Origin of the sequence: Stutzerimonas stutzeri, from assembly GCF_024448935.1 — a bacterium.
Classification (GTDB): domain Bacteria; phylum Pseudomonadota; class Gammaproteobacteria; order Pseudomonadales; family Pseudomonadaceae; genus Stutzerimonas; species Stutzerimonas stutzeri_AO.
Window position 1 is genome coordinate 48735 of sequence record NZ_JAMOIE010000021.1, and the last position, 14369, is coordinate 63103.

The 14369-nt window shown below is 58.9% G+C and carries 14 protein-coding genes, 1 tRNA gene and 1 pseudogene; 4 read left to right on the plus strand and 12 right to left on the minus strand.

Annotation, left to right across the window (positions count from 1 at the left end; all coding sequences use genetic code 11):
• Positions 1-11: 11 nt before the first annotated feature.
• The gene (gene rmf / locus NA637_RS08655; protein WP_019342723.1) at positions 12-227 is read right to left on the minus strand and encodes a ribosome modulation factor; all 216 of its coding nucleotides are present in this window, start codon (positions 225-227) and stop codon (positions 12-14) included.
• Between the two features lie 350 nt (positions 228-577).
• Here rmf and rlmKL point away from each other — a divergent pair, with 350 nt between their 5' ends.
• On the plus strand, positions 578-2758 hold the full coding sequence (rlmKL, locus tag NA637_RS08660) for a bifunctional 23S rRNA (guanine(2069)-N(7))-methyltransferase RlmK/23S rRNA (guanine(2445)-N(2))-methyltransferase RlmL (RefSeq protein WP_256071883.1): 2181 nt from the start codon (positions 578-580) through the stop codon (positions 2756-2758).
• A 135-nt stretch (positions 2759-2893) separates the two neighbouring features.
• Here rlmKL and dacB read toward each other — a convergent pair whose 3' ends face one another.
• Positions 2894-4354, minus strand: a complete 1461-nt coding sequence (gene dacB / locus NA637_RS08665) for a D-alanyl-D-alanine carboxypeptidase/D-alanyl-D-alanine endopeptidase (protein ID WP_423836710.1) — start codon at positions 4352-4354, stop codon at positions 2894-2896.
• Positions 4355-4638: 284 nt separating this feature from the next.
• Between dacB and NA637_RS08670 the strand changes: the two genes are divergently transcribed.
• Entirely contained in the window at positions 4639-4983 is a 345-nt protein-coding gene (locus NA637_RS08670; protein WP_256071885.1) for a YggL family protein, read from the plus strand.
• On the opposite strand, the gene NA637_RS08675 is transcribed toward NA637_RS08670, so the two are convergent.
• The 6 genes from NA637_RS08675 to NA637_RS08700 form a co-directional block, all read right to left on the minus strand.
• Complete coding sequence (locus NA637_RS08675) at positions 4967-6067, minus strand: FUSC family protein (protein ID WP_256071886.1); 1101 nt, start codon at positions 6065-6067, stop codon at positions 4967-4969. The genes NA637_RS08670 and NA637_RS08675 overlap by 17 nt on opposite strands.
• Positions 6068-6072: 5 nt before the next feature.
• Entirely contained in the window at positions 6073-7404 is a 1332-nt protein-coding gene (locus tag NA637_RS08680; RefSeq protein WP_256071887.1) for a deoxyguanosinetriphosphate triphosphohydrolase, read from the minus strand.
• Between the two features lie 195 nt (positions 7405-7599).
• Positions 7600-7902, minus strand: coding sequence for a hypothetical protein (locus NA637_RS08685; RefSeq protein ID WP_256071888.1), 303 nt, complete (start codon positions 7900-7902; stop codon positions 7600-7602).
• Complete coding sequence (locus NA637_RS08690; RefSeq protein WP_256071889.1) at positions 7899-8279, minus strand: phage holin family protein; 381 nt, start codon at positions 8277-8279, stop codon at positions 7899-7901. Before NA637_RS08690 ends, NA637_RS08685 begins: the two co-directional genes overlap by 4 nt.
• Before the next feature lie 17 nt (positions 8280-8296).
• The gene (locus tag NA637_RS08695) at positions 8297-8701 is read right to left on the minus strand and encodes a DUF883 family protein (RefSeq protein ID WP_256071897.1); all 405 of its coding nucleotides are present in this window, start codon (positions 8699-8701) and stop codon (positions 8297-8299) included.
• Positions 8702-8928: 227 nt separating this feature from the next.
• Positions 8929-10188, minus strand: a complete 1260-nt coding sequence (locus NA637_RS08700) for an OprD family porin (RefSeq protein WP_256071890.1) — start codon at positions 10186-10188, stop codon at positions 8929-8931.
• A 405-nt stretch (positions 10189-10593) separates the two neighbouring features.
• On the opposite strand from NA637_RS08700, the gene NA637_RS08705 reads away from it, so the two are divergent.
• Positions 10594-10833, plus strand: a complete 240-nt coding sequence (locus NA637_RS08705) for a glutaredoxin family protein (protein WP_256071891.1) — start codon at positions 10594-10596, stop codon at positions 10831-10833.
• Between the two features lie 177 nt (positions 10834-11010).
• Here the strand turns inward: NA637_RS08705 and NA637_RS08710 are convergent.
• From NA637_RS08710 to NA637_RS08725, 4 genes and pseudogenes are all read right to left on the minus strand, one after another.
• Positions 11011-11087: transfer RNA gene (locus NA637_RS08710), tRNA-Pro, on the minus strand.
• Positions 11088-11190: 103 nt separating this feature from the next.
• Positions 11191-11412, minus strand: coding sequence for a YgdI/YgdR family lipoprotein (locus NA637_RS08715; RefSeq protein ID WP_256071892.1), 222 nt, complete (start codon positions 11410-11412; stop codon positions 11191-11193).
• Between the two features lie 60 nt (positions 11413-11472).
• Positions 11473-12075, minus strand: a complete 603-nt coding sequence (gene mobA, locus NA637_RS08720; protein WP_256071893.1) for a molybdenum cofactor guanylyltransferase MobA — start codon at positions 12073-12075, stop codon at positions 11473-11475.
• Between the two features lie 208 nt (positions 12076-12283).
• Positions 12284-12466 (minus strand): annotated as a pseudogene (locus NA637_RS08725) (transposase); the annotation flags it as partial.
• 172 nt (positions 12467-12638) lie between these two features.
• Between NA637_RS08725 and exaC the strand changes: the two are divergent.
• Complete coding sequence (gene exaC / locus NA637_RS08730; protein ID WP_256071894.1) at positions 12639-14159, plus strand: acetaldehyde dehydrogenase ExaC; 1521 nt, start codon at positions 12639-12641, stop codon at positions 14157-14159.
• Positions 14160-14369 lie beyond the last annotated feature (210 nt).

Here is a 14369-nt window from a genome sequence, read left to right on the forward strand (position 1 = left end):
GTGTGGTTGCGTCAGCCGACCGCGTGAAGTTCGTTCAATCGGTGGAGGCCGGCCGTGCCGGTCAGACCGTCCCAATTGTCGCCGCGACCCTCCCGCCAGCCGTTGATCCAGGCTTGGCGTACTTCGGGGTGAGAAAAAGGACAGAGATCGCGAGATTTACCGTGTATGCCATGCTGATAACCGCGTAGAAATGCTCGTTCCATCGGATCACGCTTGAGTCTTCTCATTGGGTATTGCCCTCAGTGGTTGACTGGTGTTTCCGTTGTCCTCATGGCGAGGTTGGCAGATAGACTGCCGGTGAAGCCCGCTGCCGGCGTGGCGGGTTCTTCCAGCATCGTTGCGATGCCGGACTGAATCGAGTTCTAACCCAATGACCGCAAAGCGGGAACGATCATTTTGTAATAACCAGGTCACCAAACCGTAGCACCCCCCATAAGGCAGGCAGGGAGCGCTCCCTGCCTGCCGATGCTGTACCGCAGCGTCTGCTTCGCGACGAAAGACAGTCGGAAACGCGCGAGATATCGAATCGAGATTCGGAAGGCTGCCCAACCGAATCGAACAATTGACTGGACATGCCATGACTGATCGCCACGAACTTATCCTCACCTGCCCCAAAGGACTTGAAGGCCTGCTGCTCGAAGAAGCCAAAGCGCTCGGGCTCGAGGAGACGCGTGAGCAAACCGCGGCAATTCGCGGCTATGCCAGCATGGAGGTTGCCTATCGGTTGTGCCTCTGGTCTCGGCTGGCCAACCGAGTACTGCTGGTGATCGAGCGCTTCGCCACGGTGAACGCCGAAACGCTGTATGAAGGTGTGCACCAGGTCGACTGGTCGGAGCATCTCGCGGCGACCGGTAGCCTGGCGGTTGAATTCAGCGGTCATGGATCTGGTATCGATAATACTCACTTCGGCGCGCTCAAGGTCAAGGATGCCATCGTCGATCGACTCCGTACGGCGACCGGCGAACGACCCAGTGTCGATAAGTTGAATCCGGACCTGCGTATCCATCTGCGCTTGGATCGTGGGCAGGCGGTGCTATCTCTGGATCTGTCCGGACACAGCCTGCACCAGCGCGGCTACCGTCTCCAGCAGGGGGCGGCGCCGTTGAAGGAGAACCTTGCCGCCGCCGTGTTGATTCGTGCGGGCTGGCCTCGCATCGCTGCTGCTGGCGGCGCTCTGACCGACCCGATGTGTGGCGTCGGCACCTTTCTTGTCGAAGGCGCGATGATGGCGGCCGATATTGCGCCTAATCTCCGCCGCGAACGCTGGGGATTCAGTGCCTGGCTCGGACATGTGCCGGCACTGTGGAACCGTCTGCATGCCGAAGCACAGGCGCGTGCCGAAGCGGGCATGGCCAGGCCGCCATTATGGATCCGTGGCTACGAGGCCGACCCGCGCCTGATCCAACCGGCGAAGAACAATATCGAGCGAGCGGGGCTGGCGAGTTGGGTCCGTGTCTATCAGGGTGATGTGGCGACGTTCGAGCCTCGGCCTGACCAGAACCAGAAAGGCCTGGTCATCTGCAACCCTCCGTATGGCGAGCGTCTGGGCGATGAGGCGAGTCTGGTCTACCTCTACCAGAACCTCGGCGAGCGACTGCGACAGGCGTGCCTCGGCTGGGAAGCGGCGGTGTTGACCTCCGCACCGGAGCTGGGCAAGCGCATGGGCATCCGCAGCCACAAGCAATACGCCTTCTGGAACGGTGCGCTGCCTTGCAAATTGTTGTTGATAAAGGTCGAACTGGATCAGTTCGTCACGGGCCAACGGTCGTCCGCCACTGAGCAAAAGGACGAAGACAAACCTGTGCAGGAGTTGGCGCGCCTCAGTGAAGGCGGCCAGATGTTCGCCAACCGGCTGCAGAAAAATCTGAAGCTTCTGGGCAAATGGGCTCGCAAGCAAGGCATCCAGTGCTACCGCCTGTACGATGCCGACATGCCCGAATATGCCCTGGCGATCGATCTATATGGCGACTGGGTGCATGTGCAGGAATATGCCCCGCCGCGCTCGATTGACCCTGAGAAAGCCCAGGCGCGACTGTACGACGCGTTGGGCGCCATCCCTCAGGCGCTGGGCATTTCCCGGGACCGTGTAGTGGTCAAGCGTCGTGAGCGCCAGCGTGGAACGCGGCAGTACGAGCGTCAGGCCAGTCAGGGAACCTTTCTTGAAGTCATGGAGGGCGATGCCAAGCTATTGGTGAATCTCACCGACTATCTCGACACCGGGCTGTTTCTTGATCATCGGCCGATGCGTCAGCGTATCGCGCGCGAGGCGGCTGGCAAGCGCTTCTTGAACCTGTATTGCTACACCGCAACTGCCACCGTTCACGCGGCCAAGGGCGGCGCGCGCAGCACGACCAGTGTTGACCTGTCGAAAACCTATCTGGATTGGGCGCGACGCAATCTGGCACTGAATGGCCTGTCGGATCGACAACGTCTGGAGCAGGCTGACGTCATGGCCTGGCTGGATGAGGATCGTGGCGAATACGATCTGATCTTTATCGACCCGCCGACGTTCTCCAACTCGAAGCGCATGGAGGGGGTATTCGATGTCCAGCGCGATCATGTCGCTTTGCTCGACCTGGCGATGGCCAGATTGGCCGCTGGCGGCACCCTGTATTTCTCCAACAACTTCCGCAAGTTCGTGCTCGACGCGGGCGTGGCCGAGCGCTACGCCGTGGAGGAAATTACCAGTGCCACTCTGGACGAGGATTTCCGCCGCAACAGCACGATCCATCGTGCCTGGAAACTTCAGGCACGCTGATCGACTTCCGGGGGTGGGGCGCTACTGCGTTGCGGTCCCAGCGCAGCACACGCGTGATGCCCTGCGGCGGTTATCCAGCGTTGCTGTTGCAAGCCCAGCGCCGGCGGCGGTCTCTCGACGCCAGCACTGAACTGACTAACGTTGCGCGGTATTTTCGTTGGCCGGACGGCTGTACAGACTCACCAGCACCTGATCCAGCACCGCGGAAGCGCCCCACGGGCGCGGATGGTTGAGTATCGCGACGACGGCCCAGGTATTGCCGTCGTTGTCGCGGCTATAGCCTGCAATCGCGCGCACAGTATTCAGCGTTCCGGTCTTGACGTGCGCCTTGCCGGCAACCCCTGTATTGCGTAAGCGCTTGCGCATGGTGCCGTCCACTGCGGCCAGCGGCATGGATGATATGAACTCTGCCGCGTAGGGGCTTTTCCAAGCGGCTTGTAGCAGGCTGGCCAGCTCTCGAGCGCTGACGCGTTCGGCCCGCGACAGGCCGGATCCGTTCTCGATGACCAGGTGCGGCGAAATCAAACCCTTTTTCGCCAGCCACTGGCGGATGACCCGCTGCGCGGCCATGGAGTCATCCGCATCCGCTTCGTTACGGAATTCGGCGCCCAAGCTCAGGAACAACTGCCTTGCCATGGTGTTGTTGCTGTACTTGTTGATATCGCGAATGATCTCAACCAGATCTGGCGAATAGGCTCGCGCAATCATCTTTGCATCCTTGGCCACCGGCGCTACTCGATCCTCACCGAGGATAGTGCCGCCAAGCTCCTTCCAGATCGCCCGGACCGCACCGGCGGCGTAGCGCTGGTGGTCGAGTACTGACAGGTAAGTCTGTCCGCTGCATCCAGCCGGCAGCTTGCCGGTGACGACCACGGTTACCCCAGTACCGTTTTCGATCGGGTTGTAGCGAATGTCGGGCCAGTCCGGGCATTTGGCTTTTGGCAATGCCTGAATGCGATTGTCGATCTGAACGGTGGCGATTGGCGGCTCGACCAAGACCTTGACGTTGCCGTCATCGTTGCGGGCGATGAAACGAAGGGCCTTGAGATTGACCAAGAGTGCATCTGGTCCGACCAGGAAAGGCTTGTTCTTGTCATTGCCATCGTCGTCGAAGACCGGCAATGTCGGTTGCATGAAATGGCTGCGGTCGAGGACAAGATCGCCCGTAACGGTCTCGACGCCGTTGGCGCGCAGATCTCGCAGCAGCAACCAGAGCTTTTCCATGTTGAGCTTCGGATCACCGCCGCCCTTGAGGTAAAGGTTGCCGTTTAGCGTGCCGTTCTCAATCGGTCCGTCAGCATAGAACTCGGTCTTCCACTGGTGGTTGGGACCCAATAGTTCCAACGCGGCGTACGTCGTGACCAGCTTCATGGTGGAGGCTGGGTTAACCGAGACGTCCGCATTGACGAATGTCGGTGATCCCGTGCCATTGAGCGGTAGCATGACGACGGAAAGGGCGCTGTTCTCGATCTTGTTTGCCTTGAGCGCCTGCGCCACGCGGGGCGGTAAGGTCTGATTGACGGTTTCGGCGAAGGCGGGAAACGCCAGCGGCAGCGCTAGCGCGGCGGCGGCGACACGGGAGAGGAACTGGCTAATCGCGCCGCTCCGATTGGCTGGGGCAGACGGACTCGAGATCAATGACATAGAGGTTCCCTACAGCGTTCAGGGAAGAATGGCGGGCCATTATGCCCACGTCCGAGAAGTGACGTGCTTCTCATCCGACAAGCGTAGACGTCTGGCTCCCTTCCCTGCAAATAAAGACTTAGCGAGATGTCGCCGTTTCGGAAATATTGGCCTGGCAGGTCGGCCCGGCAATCGCACTGGCCTTCCGTTGCTGTTAGAGTGCGCGCCGTTATTATCGTTATGTAAGGACCGAATCAATGGCTACCAATCGCTCGCGTCGTTTGCGCAAAAAACTCTGTATCGACGAATTCCAGGAATTGGGTTTCGAGGTCAGTCTGACCTACCGTGATGGTCTCGAAGCCAAGGCGGTCGATGCGTTTCTTGAAGCCTTCCTGAACGAAGCCATCGAGATCAACGGCCTGGGCTATATTGGCGGTGAAGATTACGGTTTCGTCTGCCTGGCCAGGCGCGGCTCGGTCAATGAAGAGCAGCGCGGTCAGGTAGAGGCTTGGCTCAAGGGCCGTGATGAACTGTCCGAATCCAATGTGAGCCCATTGATGGACGTTTGGTACCCGGAAAACGAGATCAACGCCAAGGCATGATCGAGTCATCCCTGCCCTGATCGGTTGCGGCTGATTGCCTGGATTTGCGCAGCGCAATCCGGGTGACAAGCCGGCGCAGTAGGTACATGAGTAAGGTAACCACCAGCGCCACGCCCACGCCAATGGCGGCATTAATCAAACGCAGCTGTGGCAAATCCCAATCTTGCGCCAAGGTTTCGGCCAGCAGAACGAAGCTCAAGGTTGTCTGCAGAACGAATAACCCATAGTGGTGTGACTGGAATGCCCGGCTGAGCATTACCAGCGGCAGCATGATCATGACCATCATGGGCGGATCGGTCAGGCTGTGGCCCATATAGATCAATACCGCCGCTGCGCAGAAGATCCCGATGCTGGCTTGCAGGGCGCGGACGAAGCTGCGCTGAAGGTCCATCTGCAGAGTCGTGAAAACCGCAAGCGTCAGCCAGTAGCCTCGTGGCAGATCTGCCAGGGTTACGATCAGGCCGCCAATCGCTGCTGCCAGCATGTAGTTAATTGCGTGCAGGCGCCACTGGCGAATCGGTATGCGCCGTGCTCGGCGGCGCAACACTTTCAACAAGCTCAACAGTCGTGGCATGTACGGCCACATACGCAAGCCATGCATGCCTCGGAGGCCGAACGCCAGAAGAGTGACCCAAAGGCCGCCCAGGGCGAACAGCGCGGCAATCGCCTGAGGATTGTTGAAATCGCCAATGCCATGCTGGCCCTGGCCCAGACACAAGCAGATGGCCAGACCTATCCCGAGCTTACCGGCCTCGCTGCCATATCGTTGCAGCCAGGCTAGCAACAGGCCGTAAAAGGCAAACAGGCCGAGACTGATCAGGGGGTGTGTCGCTGACCAGAAGCCAAGCCCGGCGCTACCGGCGCCGAGCCCAATCAAGAGCAGCATTCGCAACATGCCGAGGCGGTGGAGTGGGTTCGCCTTTGCCGCCTGGAATGCACCAACCGTCGCCCAAAGAAAGCCCGGATGCCCGCTAAACAGTCCCAGCATCAAGGGCAGGGCGCAACCCAGGCCAGCGACCGCGGCAGCGCCCCAGGCGGGGCGCCCAGGCTGCCAACCGACATACTTCCATAACGACTTCTTCATCAGGCTCACTTCGGGCTCGAGCGTCCGGTCATTTCGCAGGCCATCTCGGTGGCAAAGCTGTCGGTCATGCCGGCGATGAAGTCGATCATTCGAACAAACGATTGATACAGCGGCCAGTCAGGATCTGGTGCGTTGTTACCGAGCAGATCCAGGATGCGGCGATTCTTGAACGACGGCGTGCGCCCCCCGTGTTGCTCCAGCGCTGCGCCACAGAAGGCGTTGAGCAGTATTTCGAGTGTCGTATAGGCGCCAATCTCGTGCAGTGTCTTGCGCTTGTCTTGGAAGATCTTTTCCCGGGCCATTGCCTTGGCCTGCAGGACGCATTGCTTGGCTGGGCCATGCATATGCTCGACCAGGTCGCCAGTGAGGTGGCCGGTCAGTAATACCTGCTGTTGCTCGACGAAAGCTTTCGCGGCGGCGTTTGTGAGGTGCTCGATGGCCTTGCCCCTGAGGATCGCCAGCTTGCGCCGGCGTGAACCTTCGGAGCCCAGCTGCCGATAGGTTTCAGGCACGTCATCACCCACCAGGTTCAGAAGCAGGGCTTCAACCTCGCCATATTGCAGAAGCTCCATCTCCAGGCCGTCTTCGAGATCGATGAGCCCATAGCAAATATCGTCGGCAGCCTCCATCAGATAGACCAGGGGGTGACGCGCCCAGCGCTGCTCGTCCAGCTTTGGAAGGCCGAGCTTAGCGGCTATCTGCGAAAGCAACGGCAGCTCGCTCTGGTAGCAACCGAACTTGTGTTTCTTGTAGCCAAGCGCCTCTGCATGACGCGATGTCCAGGGGTACTTGAGGTAAGTTCCCAGCGTTGCGTAGGTCAGGCGTGTGCCGCCGTCGAACTGATGGTATTCGAGCTGGGTGAGCACCCGGAAACCTTGGGCGTTGCCCTCGAAATTGAGAAAATCAGCGCGTTCGGCATTGCTCATGTCATCCAGCCAACCACGCGCGGCAGCCTGTTGAAACCAATGGCGGATGGCATCCTCTCCGGAGTGGCCGAACGGCGGATTGCCGATATCGTGAGCCAAACAGGCGGACTGGATCACCATGCCAAGGTCTGCTGGACTGCACCATTCTGGCATGTCATCGCGAAGCACTTCACCCACGCGCATGCCGAGCGAGCGGCCAACGCAGCTGACCTCTAACGAATGGGTAAGGCGTGTGTGAATATGATCGTTGCTTGATACCGGATGCACCTGGGTTTTGCGCCCAAGCCGGCGGAACGCACCGGAAAAGATGATCCTGTCATGGTCCTTGTGGAATGGACTTCGACCAAGCTCTTCGTTGCTGTGTACAGATTTTCCGAGCCGCTCACGATTGAGCAGCGTATGCCAGTCCAAAGAGCAACCTCCTTGATGTCGCCAGTGGGGGCGGCTTGCTCAGCGGATCGGATTCCTCTCAACGCACAACTGAGCAGCCTGGTAACCATTCCTGTAGATGGCTGCCAGCCTACAGGAATCGCTGGCCGCGAGACCATCAGCATTTGCCTGGGGCTTGTGTCACCTGAGTCACGCGCAAGAAAACCACTTCTACGGCTAGTGCCGCAGCCTGCGGATCAGGGGATAGAGCATTATGCCCACCCTGGCCAGTTTGCCCACCTTGCCCAGTCGACGGCCAAAGAGAGTAAGCCCCACCGTCGCGGCAAGCATCAGTGGACCTTTTCCGCTATGGTGCGCTGAGGTCGTGCCACGGCTCGCGACCATTCCCTTGATTCGTTGGAAAGGGTGGATTAACGGCTGTGAGTGATACAGGAGCTGTTGGCGGTTCATCTCCATGCGTAACCGAACCAAGTCCTTGCGCATGGCTAGGTCACTGGAGCTACTAAGAGGAAGGCTCATGGCAGTAGACGCTCCCGATTGCGGGCCAGTTCTTCAACCGTCGCCTGGAAGGGCGAAGCGCTCTCCTTGGCGAGGCGCATTGCGCGGCTGATGCATATTGTCAGAACAATTGCGTACAGCACACAGAGCACCAGAATCGCCGCGATGGGGTTGCTGTCCCAGAAGGCAATCACGAACGCCGCCGAGAGCCCTACCAGAATCAACAACCCAAGTATCAGGCTGATGCTAGCGAGGAGAAAGAGCTTGAACAGCCGCGCCCGCTCTTCCTGAATCTCGATTCCGATGAGCTCCAGATGCCCTTGTACGAGGCCGGCAAGCGCACTACCCATCTTTTTGATGGAAGGCGCTGGGGCTTCGTCAGCGTGTCTGGTTTCCATTGGATCCGTTCCCCACATCAGCGGCGGGTAATCAAGCCGAAGAGGAAACCTACTCCCGCCGCGATGCCAATCGATTGCCATGGGTGTGTATGAACATACTCCTCGGTGCATTGGATGGCGGCCTGGCCCTGTTCTTTCAGGCTGCCTTCCTGATCCTTGAGCATCTGGCGGGCCCGACTGAGGTTGGCGTTGATCTTACCGCGGAGCTCTTCAGTCTGGGTGCCGGCAGTATCCTGCGTATGCTTGAGCAGGCGCTCGGTATCGCCGATCAGCGTATGGAACTCTTCGATGAGTGCCTTCTGAGCTGCCTGCAGATTGCGACGATGAGCGGACTTGTCGATCAGGGACGAGGTGTGGGTTTCGGTCGTTCCGTCAGGGATTGGCGTGTTGTCGCTGGTGCCGAAAGTCGATTCGGTAGACATCTGCAGTTCCTCTTGAGTCTCGCAGGGACGACAGGTCCCGATGCTTAGAGTTTCGAGCATGCTGTTGGCACAAGGTTCCCGCTTCGTTTGGGGATCGATTATCTGATCCTTGTGTTTAGCCGGTGCGCCAGCTTTCGTATGGCTTCGCGAAGAAATGGTAAGGCACAAAACAGAAAACCCGCCGAAGCGGGTTTTCATACTACGGCATTTTCATGCTGTAGCCGCTATTACATCAGCGGGATGGTGTAGCTGGCGATCAGACGGTTTTCGTCCATGTCGTTGCCGGTGCCATTGCTGCGGAAGGTAGCGTTACGCCACTTCAGGTTCAGGTTTTTCAGCGCGCCTTCTTGGAAGGTGTAGCCGATATCGGTGTCGCGTTCCCATTCCTTGCCTTCCGACACGCCAGCGCGGTCGAAGTTATCACCGCTGAGGTAGCGGGTCATGAAGGTCAGGCCGGGGATGCCGATGGAGGCGAAGTTGAAGTCGTAGCGTGCTTGCCAGGACTTCTCGTCGGTCTTGGCGAAGTCACCGATCTGTACGTAGTTGACGAGGTAGGGATCGATGTTGCCGCCGACATAGGCAAAGCCGGTGTCGCCGGACATCTTCTGGTAGCCCAGGCCTAGGCTGTGGCCACTGAGCGAGTAGGTGACCATGGCGCCAAAGGCCTTGTTGTCGACGTTGGTGTTGCCGTCGTCCTTGGAGCGCTGGTAACGCAGGTCGGTCTTCAGCGACTGGTTATCAGCGATCGGCAGCACATGGATAAGGTTCAGCGCATGCTGTTTGTAGAAGTCTTCCAGGTTGCTGTAGTAATAGGCGGCACTCAGGTCCTTGGTGACCTTGTAGGTGCCACCGAGGAAAACAAGCTCGTCGGACTCTACGCCGCTAATGCCGGTGATGTTCTTGCCGGCAGTATTGACGCCCATGTCTTCATAGTTCGTCGAGTTCCGGTTGTTGATCTGGTCGATATAGCCCAGGTCCAGAGTCAGACCATCGATCTCGTTGGAAACCAGCTGGGCCCCACGCATTACTGCTGGCAGCAGACGGCTGTCGCTGGTGGCGATCGCCATGTTCTTAGGCTGCAGCGTGCCGACTTTCAGAATACTCTTGGAGACTTTAGCCTTGGCGGTCAGACCCAGCTCGGAATAATCATCCGGGGCGCCCGAAGCGCCGACTGGCAAGATACCGGTACCGGTGCGGTCCGGGCTCGAGTCGAGCTTCACGCCCAGCAGGCCGAGAGCGTCGACACCGAAACCTACAGGGCCTTCGGTATAACCCGACTCTATGCGCAGCAGGAAGCCTTGCGCCCATTCGTCTTGCTTGGATTGGCCCGCGCCTTCCTGACGATAGTCGCGGTTGTAATAGAAGTTACGCAGTTCCAGGCTAGCCTTCGTATCGTCGATGAACGCGGCTTGAGCCATGGTCGGGATGGCCAGTGTTGTTCCCAGTGTGGCAATTGCCACGCCCCGGGCGATTGGGGTCTTGAGCATTTCTTATTTCTCCTCGTTGGATGATGCTCTGAAGTCGCTCTTACGGCGCCATGCAATAAAGCACTACATAATCATTGGAGCCTTTAGACTTTAGTCTTTACGGCTCAAGCATGGAAGCGTCGGCTAAACCACTCGGCAGTTGTATTTACTGCAATTTGATGCAGACATCAAGTGCCCCTGCCGATAGGTACATACACATCCGGCCCTGCGGCTCCGTGACCGCCTGGGTTGCCGCATCCTAGCCGTTTACCCGCTTCCCGTCGATTCCGGAAAATCAAACTGTCGTTTGAGGGGGTTCAAGGTCGCACTTTTGTTGCTCTAGGTCATAAAAACGAGGTTGGCGAACGGCAGCCGCATCCTGATCGGCCTGCTAGAATTACACGCCAGTTCCGATGAGCCGCACTTATGCATCTTCCCGAATGCCAACTGTTTGGAACGCTGGGTTGCCACCTGTGTGAGCAAGCCGAGGCGGTGGTTTGGCCGTTGGTGGCGCATGGGTTGTTGGTCGAGTTGCTGGAAATAGCGGAAAGGCCGGAATGGGTCGACGACTATGGTTTGCGTATACCGGTGCTGCGGCGAGTCGATACGGGGGCCGAATTGGACTGGCCGTTTGAAATGGAACAAGTCGTTTGGTTTTTGCGGTGATAAGCAGGGCGTGGCTGTAGCGGGATTCCGCTCACAAGACGCGACAGAATGCCGCGCGATCTGCAGCGAACAGCGGATCGTGCTGCTCGGCTGGAAAGAAAAAACCGGCCGAGAATCGAAAAAACCGGCCGATGGCCGGTTTCTGCATCAAGCCTTTCAGGCTGATGTCGGGGTTTCTGGTCGGAGCGACTGGATTCGAACCAGCGACCTTCTCGTCCCGAACGAGACGCGCTACCAAGCTGCGCTACGCTCCGAAGATGGCGCGCATTCTACATAAAAAGTTTTGCTTCACAAGCGTCTGGCGAAGGCTTTTTCACCAGCGCCGAGGATGATGCATGGCCCCGAAAGAGCGATGAGCTAGAGCTCTTCGACGGTGCGGACCTGATCCTTGTTTACTCGGCCCGGTTTCCCGTCAATGCCTTCAAACTCATAGAAGCCTGCTTCGTCGTCATATTCGGGCTGGTCCAGCGTTTGAATTTCGCGACCGTCGTTGAGCGTGATGACGCTGGGGTTCGAGCAACCGGTAAGGAGGGTCATTCCGACCAGGGCGGCCAGAGCGGGCCCGGTAATTGTGCGCATGTTGTATCTCCTCTGTAGTTTCAATCTGTGACGGCGAATCTGTGACGGCGTTCGACGCGCCTAAGTTCCCTCGGGAGGTACCTGCTGCGAAAGCAGCTCCGGTGAGTTCAGGTTGGCCAGGCGCGGGTCGTTTGTATGGAGATCAAGGGCGCGCCCCTGCAGCGTCAGTAGCGCTTTCAAATTGCTTCGTTCGCCCATCTGCCAGGCGGCCTCGATAGCGGGGGCGAGTTTGACCGGGATGATACAGAACAATGGTTCCCACTGTGGCCCTCTTCGAATCATCAGGGGCGTGTCGGGCTCTTGTTGTGCCGTTGCGTACAGTTGTCTTAGCAATGCTTCGTCTATCAGAGGGGCGTCGCAGGGCAGCACCATCATCCAGGGGTGGTAAGCCGCTGCGAGCCCGGCTCGTATGCCAGCGAGCGGCCCTGGAAAATCCGGCTCATCGTCATTAACCACTCGGTCGGCAAAAGCGGCGTAACGCGTTTGGTTGCGGTTGCAGGAAATAAGGAGATCATCCGTCAGGGGCCGAGCGATGCGATGCGGCCATGCCAAAAGGGGTTTGCCATGCCAGTCTACGAGCCCCTTGTCTCGCCCGCCCATGCGCTGTCCCCGTCCGCCCGCCAGCAGCAGAATCGAACAATTCTCAAGTCTGCTTTGGATCATCGAATACTCCCTTAAAGTCTTATCTGTAACACTCGGTCACTCTATCCGGCAACCTCAAGGTGGGGCGAGGCGCTGGCTTAGTCGGTCGTCGTTCTGTTGGATATCGAATAAAAAGGTTCATCGCGCTTTCCCGGGGAAGCGGCCTTGATTTTCAGAAAGAAGCAGTCCGAGTCCCGGAAACCACAGGCCATGCGCTTGGTCATCTTGCCTTGCGCGCTGGGTCATCGCGCAGGAGGCTGGCCTGGTCGAGGCGGATACGGTCGATTACCTCACGACCGTAGCGCGCCACCACATGGAACGGGTCGTAGGCCGCTTCGGCTTGAGGGCAGCGCCGCTGCACTTCCAGGTCGAAAGCGGTGTTCATGTCCATGGCGACCGCCTCGATATGCTGGCAGTGGCAGTGGCATCGGACCCGGACAGCGTCCTTACATCTACTACCAAATGAGGAGCACATCTATTCCTTGGGCGCATTCCGGGCAAGCGGTTGGGCTGTCTAAGATCTTTTCATGTCCTGTCCATGTCCGGTCAGGCTCCGACAAGCAGAAAAACTAGAGAGGCCGCTCATGATCTACGCCCGACCCGGTACGGAAGGTTCCGTCATTTCCTTCAAGCCACGTTATGGAAATTTCATCGGCGGTGAATTCGTTCCGCCGGTCAAGGGTGAGTATTTCGTCAACACCTCGCCGGTCAATGGTGAAGTCATCGCCGAATTCCCGCGTTCCGGGGGCGAGGATGTCGAGCGCGCTCTGGATGCCGCCCATGCCGCCGCCGACGCCTGGGGCAAAACCTCGGCACAGGACCGCGCTCTGGTGCTGCTGAAGATTGCCGATCGTATCGAAGCCAACCTGGAAAAACTGGCCATCGCCGAAACCTGGGACAACGGCAAGGCCGTTCGCGAAACCCTGGCCGCCGACGTGCCGATGGCGGCCGATCATTTCCGTTATTTCGCCGGCTGCATCCGTGCCCAGGAAGGCAGCGCCGCCGAGATCAACGAACACACCGCGGCCTACCACTTCCACGAGCCATTAGGTGTGGTCGGGCAGATCATTCCATGGAACTTCCCGCTGCTGATGGCGGCCTGGAAACTGGCGCCGGCCCTGGCAGCCGGCAACTGTGTGGTGCTCAAGCCGGCCGAGCAGACGCCGCTGTCGATCATGGTATTCGCTGAGCTGATCGGTGATCTGTTGCCGGCCGGTGTGCTGAACATCGTGCAAGGCTTCGGCAAGGAAGCAGGACAAGCACTGGCTACCAGCACCCGGATTGCCAAGATCGCCTTTACTGGCTCCACCCCGGTGGGCTCGCAGATCATGCGTTACGCGGCCGAGAACATCATTCCAAGTACTGTGGAGCTGGGCGGGAAGTCGCCAAATATCTTCTTCGAAGACATCATGCAGGCCGAACCGGCCTTCATCGAGAAAGCCGCTGAAGGTCTGGTACTGGCCTTCTTCAACCAGGGCGAGGTGTGCAGTTGCCCATCGCGTGCGCTGATTCAGGAGTCGATCTTCGAACCCTTCATGGAAGTGGTGATGAAGAAGATCAAGGCGATCAAGCGTGGCGACCCGCTGGACATCGACACCATGGTTGGTGCGCAGGCGTCCGAACAGCAGTTCGACAAAATTCTTTCCTACATGGAAATTGCTCAGCAGGAAGGCGCGCAGATCCTCACAGGCGGCGCCGCCGAGAAGCTGGAAGGGGGCCTTGCCACCGGTTACTACGTGCAGCCGACCCTGATCAAGGGCCACAACAAGATGCGCGTGTTCCAGGAAGAGATCTTCGGGCCTGTGGTCGGCGTCGCAACGTTCAAGGACGAGGCCGAAGCCCTGGCGATTGCCAACGACACCGAATTCGGTCTCGGTGCTGGCGTCTGGACCCGTGACATCAACCGCGCCTATCGCATGGGCCGCGGCATCAAGGCCGGTCGTGTCTGGACCAACTGCTACCACCTGTACCCGGCGCACGCTGCATTCGGTGGCTACAAGAAATCCGGTGTCGGTCGCGAGAACCACAAGATGATCCTCGACAGCTACCAGCAGACCAAGAACCTGCTGATCAGCTACGACATCAACCCGCTGGGCTTCTTCTAAGCTCGGTACGGCAACTCGGAGCACCTGGCGCATTCGCTCCAGCGCGCCGGCTGACTTGCTCGCACGCTATCAGTGCGGGGACCACTGACCGACCGGGTGCGGGCGGTGGTCCATCAACGCAACGCGGCCCCAAAGGCCGCGTTTTTTATGGTGCGCCAGGTATGGCGCGTTGCGCGTAAGCGCAACTGACTTGGCTGTGGTGGTCAAGTT

Coding starts and splice junctions, on each gene's coding strand:
- NA637_RS08690 (WP_256071889.1), bottom strand. CDS start 8,279: ATGGAAACCAGACACGCTGACGAAGCCCCAGCGCCTTCCATCAAAAAG.
- NA637_RS08700 (WP_256071890.1), bottom strand. CDS start 10,188: ATGCTCAAGACCCCAATCGCCCGGGGCGTGGCAATTGCCACACTGGGA.
- rlmKL (WP_256071883.1), top strand. CDS start 578: ATGACTGATCGCCACGAACTTATCCTCACCTGCCCCAAAGGACTTGAA.
- NA637_RS08695 (WP_256071897.1), bottom strand. CDS start 8,701: ATGTCTACCGAATCGACTTTCGGCACCAGCGACAACACGCCAATCCCT.
- NA637_RS08670 (WP_256071885.1), top strand. CDS start 4,639: ATGGCTACCAATCGCTCGCGTCGTTTGCGCAAAAAACTCTGTATCGAC.
- NA637_RS08675 (WP_256071886.1), bottom strand. CDS start 6,067: ATGAAGAAGTCGTTATGGAAGTATGTCGGTTGGCAGCCTGGGCGCCCC.
- NA637_RS08715 (WP_256071892.1), bottom strand. CDS start 11,412: ATGCGCACAATTACCGGGCCCGCTCTGGCCGCCCTGGTCGGAATGACC.
- rmf (WP_019342723.1), bottom strand. CDS start 227: ATGAGAAGACTCAAGCGTGATCCGATGGAACGAGCATTTCTACGCGGT.
- NA637_RS08705 (WP_256071891.1), top strand. CDS start 10,594: ATGCATCTTCCCGAATGCCAACTGTTTGGAACGCTGGGTTGCCACCTG.
- mobA (WP_256071893.1), bottom strand. CDS start 12,075: ATGATCCAAAGCAGACTTGAGAATTGTTCGATTCTGCTGCTGGCGGGC.
- exaC (WP_256071894.1), top strand. CDS start 12,639: ATGATCTACGCCCGACCCGGTACGGAAGGTTCCGTCATTTCCTTCAAG.
- NA637_RS08685 (WP_256071888.1), bottom strand. CDS start 7,902: ATGAGCCTTCCTCTTAGTAGCTCCAGTGACCTAGCCATGCGCAAGGAC.